At 40.9% G+C, this 13,734-nt stretch carries 15 protein-coding genes and 2 pseudogenes; 16 read left to right on the top strand and 1 reads right to left on the bottom strand.

Annotated elements, in window-relative coordinates; all coding sequences use genetic code 11:
* Positions 1-64: 64 nt before the first annotated feature.
* The 16 genes and pseudogenes from purM to purB all read left to right on the top strand — a co-directional run bounded on the left by purM (position 65) and on the right by purB (position 12,798).
* Positions 65-1,087 carry a phosphoribosylformylglycinamidine cyclo-ligase gene (gene purM, locus QM956_RS05815; RefSeq protein WP_020903301.1) on the top strand — a complete coding sequence of 341 codons (1,023 nt, stop codon included), beginning with the start codon at positions 65-67 and terminating at the stop codon, positions 1,085-1,087.
* Entirely contained in the window at positions 1,084-1,635 is a 552-nt protein-coding gene (gene purN, locus QM956_RS05810) for a phosphoribosylglycinamide formyltransferase (RefSeq protein ID WP_414302332.1), read from the top strand. The genes purM and purN overlap by 4 nt, the downstream gene beginning before the upstream one ends.
* Positions 1,636-1,638: 3 nt before the next feature.
* Positions 1,639-2,340 carry a hypothetical protein gene (locus QM956_RS05805; RefSeq protein ID WP_414302331.1) on the top strand — a complete coding sequence of 234 codons (702 nt, stop codon included), beginning with the start codon at positions 1,639-1,641 and terminating at the stop codon, positions 2,338-2,340.
* A gap of 5 nt (positions 2,341-2,345) precedes the next feature.
* Positions 2,346-2,499: pseudogene (locus tag QM956_RS05800) on the top strand (bifunctional phosphoribosylaminoimidazolecarboxamide formyltransferase/IMP cyclohydrolase); the annotation flags it as partial.
* Positions 2,500-2,570: 71 nt separating this feature from the next.
* Entirely contained in the window at positions 2,571-3,080 is a 510-nt protein-coding gene (locus QM956_RS05795) for a VanZ family protein (protein WP_414302330.1), read from the top strand.
* A gap of 48 nt (positions 3,081-3,128) precedes the next feature.
* A pseudogene (locus tag QM956_RS05790) lies at positions 3,129-3,257 on the top strand (phosphoribosylglycinamide formyltransferase); the annotation flags it as partial.
* Positions 3,258-3,301: 44 nt separating this feature from the next.
* Positions 3,302-3,766 (top strand): GNAT family N-acetyltransferase, encoded by a 465-nt coding sequence (locus QM956_RS05785; protein ID WP_084887381.1) that lies wholly within the window; start codon positions 3,302-3,304, stop codon positions 3,764-3,766.
* A gap of 1 nt (position 3,767) precedes the next feature.
* Complete coding sequence (purH, locus tag QM956_RS05780; RefSeq protein WP_414302329.1) at positions 3,768-5,315, top strand: bifunctional phosphoribosylaminoimidazolecarboxamide formyltransferase/IMP cyclohydrolase; 1,548 nt, start codon at positions 3,768-3,770, stop codon at positions 5,313-5,315.
* Positions 5,316-5,436: 121 nt separating this feature from the next.
* The gene (gene purD / locus QM956_RS05775) at positions 5,437-6,702 is read left to right on the top strand and encodes a phosphoribosylamine--glycine ligase (protein WP_414302328.1); all 1,266 of its coding nucleotides are present in this window, start codon (positions 5,437-5,439) and stop codon (positions 6,700-6,702) included.
* A gap of 198 nt (positions 6,703-6,900) precedes the next feature.
* Positions 6,901-7,392 (top strand): 5-(carboxyamino)imidazole ribonucleotide mutase, encoded by a 492-nt coding sequence (gene purE / locus QM956_RS05770; protein WP_414302327.1) that lies wholly within the window; start codon positions 6,901-6,903, stop codon positions 7,390-7,392.
* Complete coding sequence (gene purK / locus QM956_RS05765) at positions 7,379-8,470, top strand: 5-(carboxyamino)imidazole ribonucleotide synthase (protein WP_414302326.1); 1,092 nt, start codon at positions 7,379-7,381, stop codon at positions 8,468-8,470. Before purE ends, purK begins: the two co-directional genes overlap by 14 nt.
* Positions 8,471-9,421, top strand: coding sequence for a ketopantoate reductase family protein (locus tag QM956_RS05760; protein ID WP_414302325.1), 951 nt, complete (start codon positions 8,471-8,473; stop codon positions 9,419-9,421).
* Between the two features lie 8 nt (positions 9,422-9,429).
* Positions 9,430-9,657, top strand: coding sequence for a phosphoribosylaminoimidazole carboxylase (locus tag QM956_RS05755; protein WP_414302324.1), 228 nt, complete (start codon positions 9,430-9,432; stop codon positions 9,655-9,657).
* Between the two features lie 36 nt (positions 9,658-9,693).
* Positions 9,694-10,815, top strand: a complete 1,122-nt coding sequence (locus tag QM956_RS05750) for a DUF262 domain-containing protein (protein WP_414302323.1) — start codon at positions 9,694-9,696, stop codon at positions 10,813-10,815.
* A complete protein-coding gene (locus QM956_RS05745; RefSeq protein ID WP_414302322.1) occupies positions 10,805-11,500 on the top strand; it encodes an MAE_28990/MAE_18760 family HEPN-like nuclease in 696 nt (231 codons plus the stop codon). The genes QM956_RS05750 and QM956_RS05745 overlap by 11 nt, the downstream gene beginning before the upstream one ends.
* Before the next feature lie 2 nt (positions 11,501-11,502).
* The gene (gene purB, locus QM956_RS05740) at positions 11,503-12,798 is read left to right on the top strand and encodes an adenylosuccinate lyase (RefSeq protein WP_101782715.1); all 1,296 of its coding nucleotides are present in this window, start codon (positions 11,503-11,505) and stop codon (positions 12,796-12,798) included.
* Positions 12,799-13,011: 213 nt separating this feature from the next.
* Here the strand turns inward: purB and QM956_RS05735 are convergent, their stop codons facing one another.
* Positions 13,012-13,728, bottom strand: coding sequence for a GntR family transcriptional regulator (locus QM956_RS05735; RefSeq protein ID WP_001007193.1), 717 nt, complete (start codon positions 13,726-13,728; stop codon positions 13,012-13,014).
* Positions 13,729-13,734: the final 6 nt, after the last annotated feature.

The raw sequence follows: 13,734 nt of genomic DNA, 5'->3' as shown, positions 1-13,734 counted from the left end.
TAAAATAATTGTTTATCTAAAAATATGTCGCAGTCTTTCCCAAAAAAAGAAAAGGAAAAATAAAATGGCAAATAAAAATGCGTACGCTCAATCTGGTGTGGATGTTGAAGCGGGTTATGAAGTTGTTGAACGGATTAAAAAGCACGTGGCTCGTACGGAGCGTGCAGGTGTCATGGGAGCTCTGGGTGGCTTTGGTGGTATGTTTGACCTTTCAAAGACTGGGGTTAAAGAACCCGTCTTGATTTCAGGAACTGATGGTGTCGGAACCAAGCTCATGCTGGCTATCAAGTACGACAAGCACGATACCATCGGTCAGGACTGTGTAGCCATGTGTGTCAATGATATCATCGCTGCGGGTGCGGAACCCCTCTATTTCCTCGACTATGTGGCAACTGGCAAGAATGAACCAGCTAAGCTAGAACAAGTGGTTGCTGGTGTAGCAGAAGGTTGTGTGCAGGCTGGAGCAGCCCTCATCGGTGGGGAAACGGCTGAAATGCCTGGCATGTACGGCGAAGATGACTATGACTTGGCTGGTTTTGCGGTCGGTGTGGCTGAAAAATCTCAAATCATTGACGGTTCAAAGGTGGCAGAAGGAGATATTCTTCTCGGACTTGCTTCAAGTGGGATTCATTCCAATGGTTACTCTCTTGTCCGTCGTGTCTTTGCGGATTACACAGGTGAGGAAATCTTGCCAGAATTGGAAGGCAAGCAACTCAAGGAAGTTCTTCTTGAGCCAACTCGTATCTATGTCAAGGCTGTCTTACCACTCATAAAGGAAGGGTTGGTCAACGGCATTGCCCATATCACAGGTGGTGGCTTTATCGAAAATGTCCCTCGTATGTTTGCGGATGACCTAGCTGCTGAAATTGATGAAAGCAAAGTTCCAGTGCTTCCGATTTTCAAAGCCCTTGAGAAATACGGTCAGATCAAACACGAAGAAATGTTTGAAATCTTCAATATGGGTGTGGGACTTATGCTAGCAGTTAGCCCTGAAAATGTAAGTCGTATCAAGGAATTGTTGGATGAACCAGTCTATGAAATTGGTCGTATCGTCAAGAAAGAAAACGAAAGTGTCATCATCAAATGAAAAAAATAGCGGTTTTTGCCTCTGGTAATGGCTCAAATTTTCAGGTGATTGCCGAAGAATTTCCAGTGGAGTTTGTCTTTTCAGACCATCGTGACGCCTATGTGCTCGAACGTGCAGACAAGTTCGGCGTTCTGTCCTATGCTTTTGAACTCAAAGAGTTTGAGAGCAAGGCAGACTACGAAGCGGCACTTGTCGAACTCTTGGAAGAACACCAGATTGACTTGGTTTGCCTAGCAGGCTACATGAAAATCGTTGGGCCAACCTTATTGGCGGCTTATGAAGGTCGGATTATAAACATTCATCCAGCCTACTTGCCAGAATTTCCAGGAGCTCATGGGATTGAGGATGCTTGGAATGCTGGTGTTGCTGAGAGCGGCGTGACCATTCACTGGGTGGACTCTGGTGTAGATACAGGGAAGGTTATCAAACAAGTACGTGTACCACGGTTAGCTGATGATACCATTGACAGTTTTGAAGCTCGCATTCATGAGGCAGAGTACAAGTTGTATCCAGAGGTACTGGAGAGTTTGGGAGTAGGGAGAAGGTAAATTTTGAATAATAAAGCTGTTAAGACTTTACTAGATAAAGTTAAAGAATTTGAAGATTTTTTTAATGAGTATGAAAAACAATTTTACCCTAAAGTAATAAAAATTAGAAATAAATTTCTAATTAATTTAATTGTATTTATTACTCTAATGTTGGTAAGTTATGGACTCATTTGGTGGGATTTTGGTGATTTGTGTGTTAAGATAGCTTCTCTTATTTTTACTGTGTTTTCTTTGGTGCACTTTATTTATCTCAGTCGAAAAATTGATAAAATTTCAGACGGCAAACCTGATAAATTTGAAGAGATATGTCAAGAAGTAAAACGTAAGTTAATTCATATATATGGTGGAAGAGCTAGGTATGCTGTGAAATTACTAATCGCTGATTTGACAGATAAACAGGATAATAAAATTAAGAAGTATGAAAGTTTAGTAAAGTCTGTAGGTACAGTTGGTATGATTTTGGTGACGTCTTTTATCACTTTAGTTGTAAAACAATTTTTTGATACAGGCGAAAATAGCATATCATTAAACGTATTTATCGGATTAATTCTATTAGTATTTATTATCGTTTTTTTGATTACAGTTGCGGATACTTTTATTAGAAATATTATTAAGTATCCTTTATTTGGAAAGGCTTCGAAAGAAGTGTATTTAACGGACATTTTATACGAAGTAAAGTATATGATATTAGAAAAAGAAAGATAACTAAAATGACTAAACGAGCACTTATTTCAGTCTCAAACAAAGAGGGCATTGTTGAATTTGCCCAGGAACTTAAAAAAACTCGGTTGGGACATCATCTCAACAGGTGGAACCAAGGTTGCCCTTGATAATGCTGGGGTGAGTACCATTGCCATTGATGATTCATATGATATCTTTGATTCAAAATTGGAGTCAGTGATTGTTGAAGACGGCTTCAAACGGAGGTATTTGTAATGTTAGAATCTAAAAAAACAACTCGATATGTATTTTATGTCTATCTGATGTTATTAACTTGGGGAATCTTATTTAAGTTTGAGACCAATCCTGAATTTATAGCATTTTTCTTAGCTCCAAGGTACATCAATTGGATTCCATTTTCAGAACCACTAATAGTAGATGGAAAAATTGTTTTTGCTGAAATGTTATTTAATCTGATTTCCTTGATTCCATTAGGTGTTTGTTTCCCTCTGATAAAAACTAATTTATCTAGTTTAAGAATAATCGGGACAGGTTTCTTGATTAGTTTATTGTTTGAGTGCTTACAGTATATTTTAGCAATAGGTATAACAGATATAACGGATTTGACTTTAAATACGCTAGGTGTTTGTGTAGGATTATTGATTTATCAAATTTTTATAAGAGTGTTCAAATCACAGACTAGAAAATGGGTCAATATCTTAGGTATTCTTAGCCTTGGTTTTGCTTATCTTATTTTACTGTTACTGCATTTAATTGGTGTTTAACTAATGATTAAAAAGGAGAATATAATGACTAAACGCGCCTTAATCAGCGTCTCAGACAAAGTCCGTGTACCAAGGTTAGCGAATGATACCATAGCCAGCTTTGAAGAACGTATTCATGAAGCAGAGTATCAGCTCTATCCTCAAGTGTTGGAGAGTTTAGGGGTGGGTAGAAGATAAGAAGTAAATCAAGTTTTGATTTTGCAATATTGCTAGGAGAAAAAATGATTGAGATAAAATTAGTAGATGAGAGCAGTTTTCAGGCAGTGCTGGATTTGAAAATATCTGAAGCTGATGAACGAGCACGTTTCGTGTCTCCAAATGTACGCTCTTTAGCTGACGCATGGCTCTACCGAGAGAATGGGGATGTGTTTCCAATGGCAATTTATTGGAATGAGCTTGTAGTTGGTTTTCTCCTGTTGGAAATAGATAAGGATGAAGCGGAATACTTTATCTGGCGGATAATGATTGGCCAGCAGTACCAAGGAAGAGGTTATGGACGAAAAGCTGTGGAAGTTCTAATCAAAAAGGCTCAGATGGATAGCGCTTGCAATCATATTATCGCAGATTATGTGGTTGGAAATGAAAAAATGAAGCGCCTGTTGACTAGTTTGGGTTTTCAGGAAACAGGATTTATAGAAGAAAATAATGAAGTCGCTATGCGCTTGGACCTAAAGAAAGAGGAATAGAATGACGAAAAAAGCTTTAATCAGTGTTTCAAACAAAGAGGGCATTGTTGAATTTGCCCAAGAACTTAAAAAACTCGGTTGGGATATTATCTCGACAGGTGGGACAAAGGCTGCCCTTGACAATGCTGGGGTGGAGACCATTGCGATCGATGATGTGACGGGCTTCCCAGAGATGATGGATGGCCGTGTTAAGACCCTTCATCCAAATATCCACGGTGGGCTCCTCGCTCGTCGTGATTTGGATAGCCACTTGGAAGCAGCCAAGGAGAACCAAATTGAGCTTATCGACCTTGTAGTGGTCAACCTTTATCCTTTCAAGGAAACGATCCTCAAACCAGATGTGACTTATGCTGATGCGGTGGAGAACATCGATATCGGTGGGCCATCTATGCTTCGCTCAGCTGCGAAAAATCATGCTAGCGTAACAGTTGTGGTAGATCCAGCTGACTATGCTGTGGTTTTGGGACAATTGGCAGCTAACGGCGAAACAAGTTACGAAACTCGCCAACGTTTGGCAGCCAAGGTTTTCCGTCACACAGCAGCTTATGACGCCTTGATTGCAGAGTATTTCACAGCTCAAGTCGGAGAAAGTAAGCCTGAAAAGCTCACTTTAACCTATGACCTCAAGCAAGCCATGCGTTACGGTGAAAACCCTCAACAAGATGCAGACTTTTACCAGAAAGCTTTGCCGACTGACTACTCGATTGCTTCAGCCAAACAGCTTAACGGTAAGGAATTGTCATTCAATAACATCCGTGATGCGGATGCTGCCATTCGTATCATCCGTGACTTCAAAGATCGTCCAACCGTTGTGGCTCTCAAACACATGAATCCATGTGGAATTGGTCAAGCTGATGACATCGAGACTGCTTGGGACTACGCTTATGAGTCTGATCCAGTGTCTATCTTTGGTGGAATTGTCGTTCTTAACCGTGAGGTGGATGCTGCGACAGCTGAGAAGATGCACGGTGTTTTCCTTGAAATCATCATAGCACCAAGCTATACGGATGAGGCGTTAGCTATTTTGACCAATAAAAAGAAAAACTTGCGTATCCTTGCCTTGCCATTTGACGCACAAGATGCCAGTGAAGCAGAAGCAGAATACACAGGTGTGGTCGGTGGTCTCCTCGTTCAAAATCAGGATGTTGTCAAGGAAAGCCCAGCCGATTGGCAAGTGGTGACCAAACGCCAACCAACTGAGACAGAAGCGACAGCTCTTGAGTTTGCGTGGAAGGCTACCAAGTATGTCAAATCAAACGGAATCATCGTGACTAACGACCACATGACATTGGGTGTTGGTCCTGGTCAGACTAATCGTGTGGCTTCTGTTCGCATCGCTATTGATCAAGCTAAAGACCGTCTTGACGGTGCCGTCCTTGCTTCCGATGCCTTCTTCCCATTTGCGGATAATGTGGAAGAAATCGCCAAAGCAGGTATCAAGGCTATCATCCAGCCAGGTGGGTCCGTCCGTGACCAAGAATCTATCGAAGCTGCGGATAAATACGGCTTGACTATGATTTTCACAGGAGTGAGACATTTTAGACATTAAGAACACTAAAGGGAAGAAAACAGTTTCTTTCCTTTTTTGCTTAAAAATGCTTAATGAAACAAGATTAAAACGAACGTTTGTGGTATAATATTAGTAAATAATTCGCAAAAGAGGTTGAGAAATGAAGCTGTTAGTTGTCGGTTCGGGTGGTCGTGAACATGCGATTGCTAAGAAGTTGCTTGAGTCAAAAGAGGTAGAAAAGGTTTTTATTGCTCCTGGGAATGATGGGATGACTCTGGATGGTTTGGAATTGGTAAATATCTCTATTTCCGAACATTCTGAATTGATTGAGTTTGCAAAAACCAACGATATTGCTTGGACCTTTATCGGTCCAGATGACGCCCTTGCAGCTGGTATCGTGGATGATTTCCATGCAGCTGGTCTCAAAGCCTTTGGTCCGACAAGATTGGCAGCTGAGCTGGAGTGGTCCAAGGATTTTGCCAAGGAAATCATGGTCAAATACGGCGTTCCGACAGCAGCCTATGGCACATTCTCAGATTTCGAGGCAGCTAAGGTTTATATCGAGGAGAAAGGCGCTCCAATCGTCGTCAAGGCAGATGGCTTGGCGCTTGGGAAGGGTGTCGTCGTTGCTGAGACGGTTGAGCAAGCGGTCGAAGCCGCTCACGAGATGCTATTGGACAATAAATTCGGTGACTCAGGTGCGCGTGTGGTTATCGAGGAGTTTCTTGAAGGTGAGGAATTTTCTCTCTTTGCCTTTGTTAATGGGGACAAGTTCTACATCATGCCAACAGCTCAGGACCACAAACGTGCCTATGATGGCGACAAGGGGCCTAATACTGGTGGGATGGGTGCTTATGCGCCAGTTCCACACTTACCACAGAGTGTGGTTGACACGGCAGTGGAGACTATTGTTAAGCCAGTACTTGAAGGGATGAACCAAGAAGACCGCCCTTATCTTGGTGTCCTTTACGCAGGTCTTATCTTGACAGCTGATGGACCCAAAGTCATCGAGTTTAACGCTCGTTTCGGAGATCCTGAAACGCAAATCATCTTGCCTCGATTAACCTCTGATTTTGCGCAAAATATCACGGACATCCTAGAGGGTAGAGAGCCTGCTATTACCTGGCTAGATGAGGGTGTTACTCTGGGTGTGGTTGTCGCATCAAACGGCTACCCGCTAGACTATGAAAAAGGTGTTGAATTGCCAGCAAAAACAGAGGGGGACATCATCACTTACTATGCCGGTGCCAGATTCGCTGAAAATAGCAGAGCACTGCTATCAAACGGTGGACGTGTCTATATGCTAGTTACCACAGCAGATACCGTCAAAGAAGCTCAAGACATCATCTACAAGGAACTTGACAAACAAAACACAGAAGGCCTCTTCTACCGAACCGATATCGGAAGCAAGGCCATAAAAGATTAACAGACATATTTGACATGGCGAGCTGAAGCGAGCCACTATAGGATAATCGTCGAAGTAGTGAAACTCCTAGTAGCTTTGCTACTAGGAGCGGAAAACTGGAGACTTAGGCTCCAGTTTTAGTAATGGAACGCCATAGGCGGTCGCTTACGTCTGCACTACATTAGACGATTATCAAAAAAGAAGAAAAAAGGAAAAATTATGACTAAACCAATTATTTCCATCATCATGGGCTCAAAATCCGACTGGGATACCATGCAAAAAACAGCAGAAGTCCTAGGCCGCTTCGGTGTAGCCTACGAAAAGAAAGTTGTCTCTGCCCACCGCACACCAGACCTTATGTTCAGACATGCTGAAGAAGCACGTAGTCGTGGCATCAAGGTCATCATCGCAGGTGCAGGTGGCGCAGCTCATTTGCCAGGTATGGTCGCAGCTAAAACAACCCTTCCAGTCATTGGTGTGCCCGTAAAATCGCGTGCCCTTAGTGGTGTGGACTCGCTCTACTCTATCGTCCAGATGCCAGGTGGAGTGCCTGTTGCGACCATGGCTATCGGTGAAGCTGGTGCGACAAATGCGGCCCTCTTTGCCCTCCGTCTCCTTTCAGTAGAGAATCAGGCTATCGCGACAGCTTTGGCAGATTTTGCAGAAGAACAAGGAAAAATTGCAGAGGAGTCTACCAATGAGCTCATCTAAAACAATCGGAATTATCGGTGGTGGTCAACTGGGTCAGATGATGGCCATTTCTGCTATCTACATGGGCCACAAGGTTATCGCTCTGGATCCTGCGGAGGATTGCCCGGCCTCTCGCGTGGCGGAAATTATCGTGGCTCCTTATAATGATGTGGATGCCCTCCGTCAGTTGGCAGAGCGTTGCGATGTCCTCACCTATGAGTTTGAAAATGTCGATGCTGACGGTTTGGATGCTGTCATCAAGGAGGGACAACTCCCTCAAGGAACAGACCTGCTCCGTATCTCCCAAAATCGCATCTTTGAAAAGGACTTCCTCTCAAACAAGGCCCAAGTTACTGTGGCACCCTACAAGGTTGTGACTTCAAGCCAAGATTTGGCGGAGATTGACTTGTCCAAAAACTATGTTCTCAAGACTGCGACTGGTGGCTACGATGGGCATGGGCAAAAGGTCATTCGCTCAGAAGCAGACTTGGAAGAAGCCTATGCGCTGGCTGATTCTGCAGACTGTGTTTTGGAAGAGTTCGTCAATTTTGACCTTGAAATTTCTGTCATCGTATCAGGAAATGGCAAGGACGTGACGGTTTTCCCAGTTCAGGAAAATATCCACCGTAACAACATCCTCTCTAAGACCATTGTGCCTGCCCGCATTTCAGAAAGTCTAGCTGAAAAAGCCAAAGCTATGGCTGTGCGAATCGCAGAACAACTCAACTTGTCTGGAACTCTTTGTGTGGAAATGTTTGCGACAGCTGATGATATCGTGGTCAATGAAATTGCGCCACGTCCACACAATTCAGGTCACTACTCGATTGAAGCTTGCGATTTTTCCCAGTTTGATACCCACATTTTAGGCGTTCTGGGAGCACCATTGCCAGACATCAAACTACATGCACCAGCCGTCATGCTTAATGTCCTCGGCCAGCATGTCGAGGCTGCTGAAAAATATGTCACAGAAAATCCAAGCGCTCACCTCCACATGTATGGTAAAATAGAAGCGAAGCACAACCGCAAGATGGGACATGTGACTTTGTTTAGTAGTGAACCAGATGAGGTTGAGGAATTTGGGAAAGGGATTGATTTTTAAGTGAAAATAGCGATTTTAGGACTTGGTGTCATTGGGACTACTTATGCCTATGCCTTTCAACAGGCAGGCCACCAAGTAGAACATGTGTTGAGAGACAGTAAGAAAAACACTGCTCCGAAGGAGTTAGTGGTTGATATGCTTGATGGTCGCTATCATTCCAAGGGCGAAAACAAACACGACACCTATGAGGTTCATGTGGCAGAAGTTAATTCAGAATATGATTTTATTTTTCTCAGTGTTCGTCATGGGCTTATCAAAGAAGCTGTGGAAACCTTGCGAAAAAATAATGTCAAAGGCACCCTCGTTTTCTTCTGTAATTTCTGGGATACTCGAAAAGAGGTCCAAGAGTGGGCAGGGGACTACGATTATATTCTAGCCTTTCCGACAGCGGGTGGTCATATGCAAGATAATCATTTGGATGGTGTCTTGTTTGATCATTTAATGCTAGAAGGTGAGCAAAAAGCACAGATTTCAAACTATGTTGATCTGGCAGCTTTGCTAGCTTCTGCAGATTTGAAGTGGGAAGTTCCCCATGATATGGTTGAGTGGATTTGGATCCATATGGCGATTAACGCAGGTGTCACTTCGACAGCTGCACGTTCAGGAAATCTGGAAAACCCAGAAGAACTGGCTTTGAACTTGATGAATAGTTCTTCAGAATTATCATTGGCTATCAAGGCCATTCGAGAAGCTTTGAAAGTTGTAGAAGCGCGTGGCGTGAATTTAAAGCTTTACAAGGCAGAACTCTTGCCTTACAAAATTCCCACTTGGATAGCAGGAAAAGCTATGAAAGTCATGTTTGCGAAAAATGAGCTGACCCGAAAAATTATGACCCTACACAATGATAAACAGGACATCTTCTACTGTTGTAAAAGTGTTTATAAGACCGGTCAGGAGTTAGGTGTTGAGATGCCCATTCTGAAAGCAAATATGAAGGGAATTTCGATTTAGGAGGTTTTATGATTCAACTCATCGTCAATGCATTTATTGAAAAGGATAAGACAGGAGCAGTTGTTGAAGTCTTATTTGCTAGTAGTGATCATGAAAAAGTGAGAACTAAGTATGAAGAGTTAGTTGCGCAATATCCTGAAAACTATTTAGCAATTTATGATTTACCACTAGATACAGATTTGAATACACTAGATCACTATCTGTCTGTATGGATTGGGAAAGAGGAATTTGAATAGACGGTAGAAATACAAGTTAAAAAGAGGTATAATAATATGGCAACTTTAGAAGAGAAAATTCAGTTATTAGAACAGCAAATTTCAGATGAGAGACAAAAGCTCTCGGCAGATAGAATGGATATTTCTTTTGGAGAGATTATGAATCTTTATGAACAATCTGAATTGATTATTAGACCAGAGTATCAACGGTTGTTTAGATGGACTAATACACAGAAAACCTTATTAATAGAATCTATTTTAATGGGTATTCCGATTCCTCCGATATTTGTAGCTGAAGATGAGAATGGAGTATGGGAATTGGTAGATGGTCTTCAGAGGGTTTCAACAATAATAAGTTTTTTTGGTAATTTAAAACCTAATTTAGTACAAACTTATGAAGTTTCAGATGTTGTAGAAGATTTGGTTTCTAATTCAAACAATTGGGAGTTGGAAGCAGGAGATATTATTAAAGATCTAGAAGGATTTAATGTCGAAACTTTACCTCAAAAATATAAACTGAATATTAAACGAGCTGTTTGTCGTGTCGAAATCTTAAGAGGGGAGAGTAACACATCGTTAAAGTATGAGTTGTTTAAAAGATTGAATTCAGGTGGGACGAAGTTGACACCACAGGAAATTAGAAATGCAGTGTATAGGGGAATTAATCCAGATTTAAATGAGTTAATAACAGAGTTAAGCCAGAATAGTGATTTTAAAGATTTGACTAGCTTAAGTGAAACAAAAATTCGGGAATTATATGATCAAGAACTTATATTACGTTTTGTAGCATTTTATCAAAATGTTAACAATATAAATTTAAGCACACAAAGTTTTTTGGATAAATTTATGGATGAGACTACTAGTACAGGTAATCTTGATAGCGAAAAGTATAAGGAAATTTTTAATTCAACGATAGCGTTATTAACAGAGATTGGCGACAATAATATTTTTAGAAATGAACGAAATCTTTTTGTGCCGGCTATGTTTGAAGGTGTAATGATTGGAACATCGGAAAACTTAGATTATTATGTAGAGCATACAGATGAATTGCGAGAAAAAATTCGTCAATTACAAACAGATGATGAATTCAAACGTCTATCTGGTTCAGCATCAAATAGTAGGAGTAGGATTAAGAAACGTTTACAACGAGCTCAAGAGATTTTTAGTTATGGAAATTGAATTGCAAAATTTTTTTGATGAATTAGATTTACGAATAGAAGAATCTGAACATACACTTAATGAAATTGAAAGAGTAATATTTACCAAAAGATATCGCTTGAATACAGAACATTTGGCTATTTTTTCTGTTCAAACTATTGCAATGATTTATTCAATTTGGGAAGGATTTATTCAAAAAACATTTAGTGAATATTTATCAACTTTGAATAAGTTAAATATTCCATTTCAAGACTATCAAAATAGTATTATAGTTTTTCAAATGGAGTCAAAGTTTAAACAGTTTAGAGAATACCCTGAAAAATTGAGTAGAAGGATTAAATTTTTATCTGATTTACAAAGTCACTATCAGAGTGATCGAATTTTATTAGATACATCGATTAATACAGAAAGTAATGTTAGTTTTGATGTGTTGAATAAGATCCTGAAACAATTTTCGTTGCCAGAGTTCCCAGAACGATGGGGGGAAGACTATAATTATCCAAATCCTACTTTGAAAGAAGAAATGAACACATTTTTGGATTATAGAAATGGTGTGGCACATGGAGGAGATATTAGCTCAAATGATAAAGTTACGCAACAAGTGTTTAATAGATATAAACACTTAGTATTAAAATTGATGCATGAAATACGTGATATACTATATGCTGGTGCTGCCTCTAATCATTACTTAAAAGGAGATAACTAACGATGATCAACCGTTACTCTCGCCCTGAGATGGCGAACATTTGGAGTGAAGAAAATAAATACCGTGCTTGGCTTGAGGTGGAAATCTTGGCTGACGAGGCATGGGCTGAGTTGGGGGAAATCCCTAAGGAAGATGTGGCTTTGATTCGCGAGAAGGCGGACTTTGACATCGACCGTATTTTGGAGATTGAGCAGGAGACGCGCCACGATGTGGTGGCTTTCACGCGTGCGGTTTCTGAGACGCTTGGCGAGGAGCGCAAGTGGGTTCACTATGGGTTGACTTCTACCGACGTGGTGGATACGGCCTACGGTTACCTTTACAAGCAGGCCAACGACATCATCCGTCGTGACCTTGAAAACTTCACCAACATCATCGCTGATAAGGCTAAGGAGCACAAGTTTACCATCATGATGGGGCGTACCCACGGTGTGCACGCTGAGCCTACAACCTTTGGTCTGAAATTGGCGACTTGGTACAGCGAAATGAAGCGCAACATCGAGCGTTTCGAGCATGCGGCTGCTGGTGTGGAAGCTGGTAAGATTTCTGGTGCGGTTGGGAACTTTGCCAACATCCCACCATTCGTTGAGCAATATGTCTGCGATAAACTGGGTATTCGTGCCCAAGAAATCTCTACACAGGTGCTTCCTCGTGACCTTCACGCTGAGTACTTTGCAGTTCTTGCTAGCATTGCGACTTCTATCGAACGTATGGCGACTGAGATTCGTGGTTTGCAAAAATCAGAACAACGTGAAGTGGAAGAATTCTTTGCTAAAGGGCAAAAAGGTTCATCTGCAATGCCTCACAAACGCAACCCTATCGGTTCTGAGAACATGACAGGTCTAGCGCGTGTTATCCGTGGTCACATGATTACTGCCTATGAGAACGTAGCTCTCTGGCACGAACGTGATATCTCTCACTCATCAGCTGAGCGCATCATTACACCAGATACGACTATTTTGATTGACTACATGCTCAACCGTTTTGGAAATATTGTCAAGAATTTGACAGTCTTCCCAGAAAACATGATCCGCAACATGAACTCGACTTTTGGTTTGATTTTCAGTCAACGTGCTATGTTGACCTTGATTGAAAAAGGAATGACCCGTGAGCAAGCCTATGACTTGGTACAACCAAAAACAGCCTACTCTTGGGACAATCAAGTAGACTTTAAACCACTTCTTGAAGCAGATCCAGAGGTAACTTCTCGCCTCACTCAAGAAGAAATCGATGAAATCTTCAACCCTCTTTATTACACCAAACGAGTGGATGATATCTTTGACCGTCTTGGTTTAGGATAATTAGAATAAAAATCGAAGTTCTATTACTCTATTTATAGGAGTAGAAGAACTTCGATTTTTATTTTGTCTTCAAGTATTTTTGATAAAAATTACCTATATTTTAGTAAAATTTAAACAAATTTAGTCTATTTTAATTGACATATAGAAAATACATTTTTAATGTCATATAATAAGCATAGAAAAAGCCCAAGCGATTAGGCTTAGACTTTCTTCTTAGTGATCACGGTCACATGAAATGAATTTGATTTTGTAGTAATCTGCTCGTTTATATGTTTCGCTGTATGCGAGAACTTGACCAGTAGACTCTAGTTTAGTAGTCTTGGTTTGTAAAACGGTTGGGAATTGTTCATCGACTCCGAGGATCGAAGCCGCATGTTCTGGAGTTGGAAATGCTATTTCATTGATTTCTTCAAAATGTTCATCATTCATGTGAATGTGGTAATCCAATTTGAAACGGTTATAGATAGAGCTATAATATTCAAGATTTGGATAATTTGCGTTGATGTATTGTTCTGGAATGTAAGATGTATGGTAGATGTACACAACACCACCTGTTTCGCGAACACGTTCAATCTTGTAGTAGAACTGATCTCCGCGTAGTCCAAGTTTTTCTAAGTAGCTTAGTTTGTTTCCACGCTCAATAGAAAGGACGGTAACTTTATCATCTTTAGTTTCAAAAACTTCTACATCTGAAAATTCTACGAGTTTGTGTTTGCGTGCACGTGAAACGAATGTACCCTTTCCTTGTTGGCGGACAATATAGCCATCTTTGGCAAGGTCGTTTAAGGCGCGTACAACTGTGATAGAACTTACATCATACATTGCAATCAATTCAGCTTCAGTGTAGAATTTATCTCCACTGGCAAATTGACCAGAAATGATTTTGTTCTTTAACTCATCTTTAATATATTGATACTTTGGAATTGCCATATTTTC

The organism is Streptococcus mitis (assembly GCF_047460035.1).
In the GTDB taxonomy this organism is placed as follows: Bacteria; Bacillota; Bacilli; order Lactobacillales; family Streptococcaceae; genus Streptococcus; species Streptococcus mitis_DW.
Note: the sequence above shows the minus strand (reverse complement) of the source record. Positions and strands in the feature narration are given on the sequence as shown.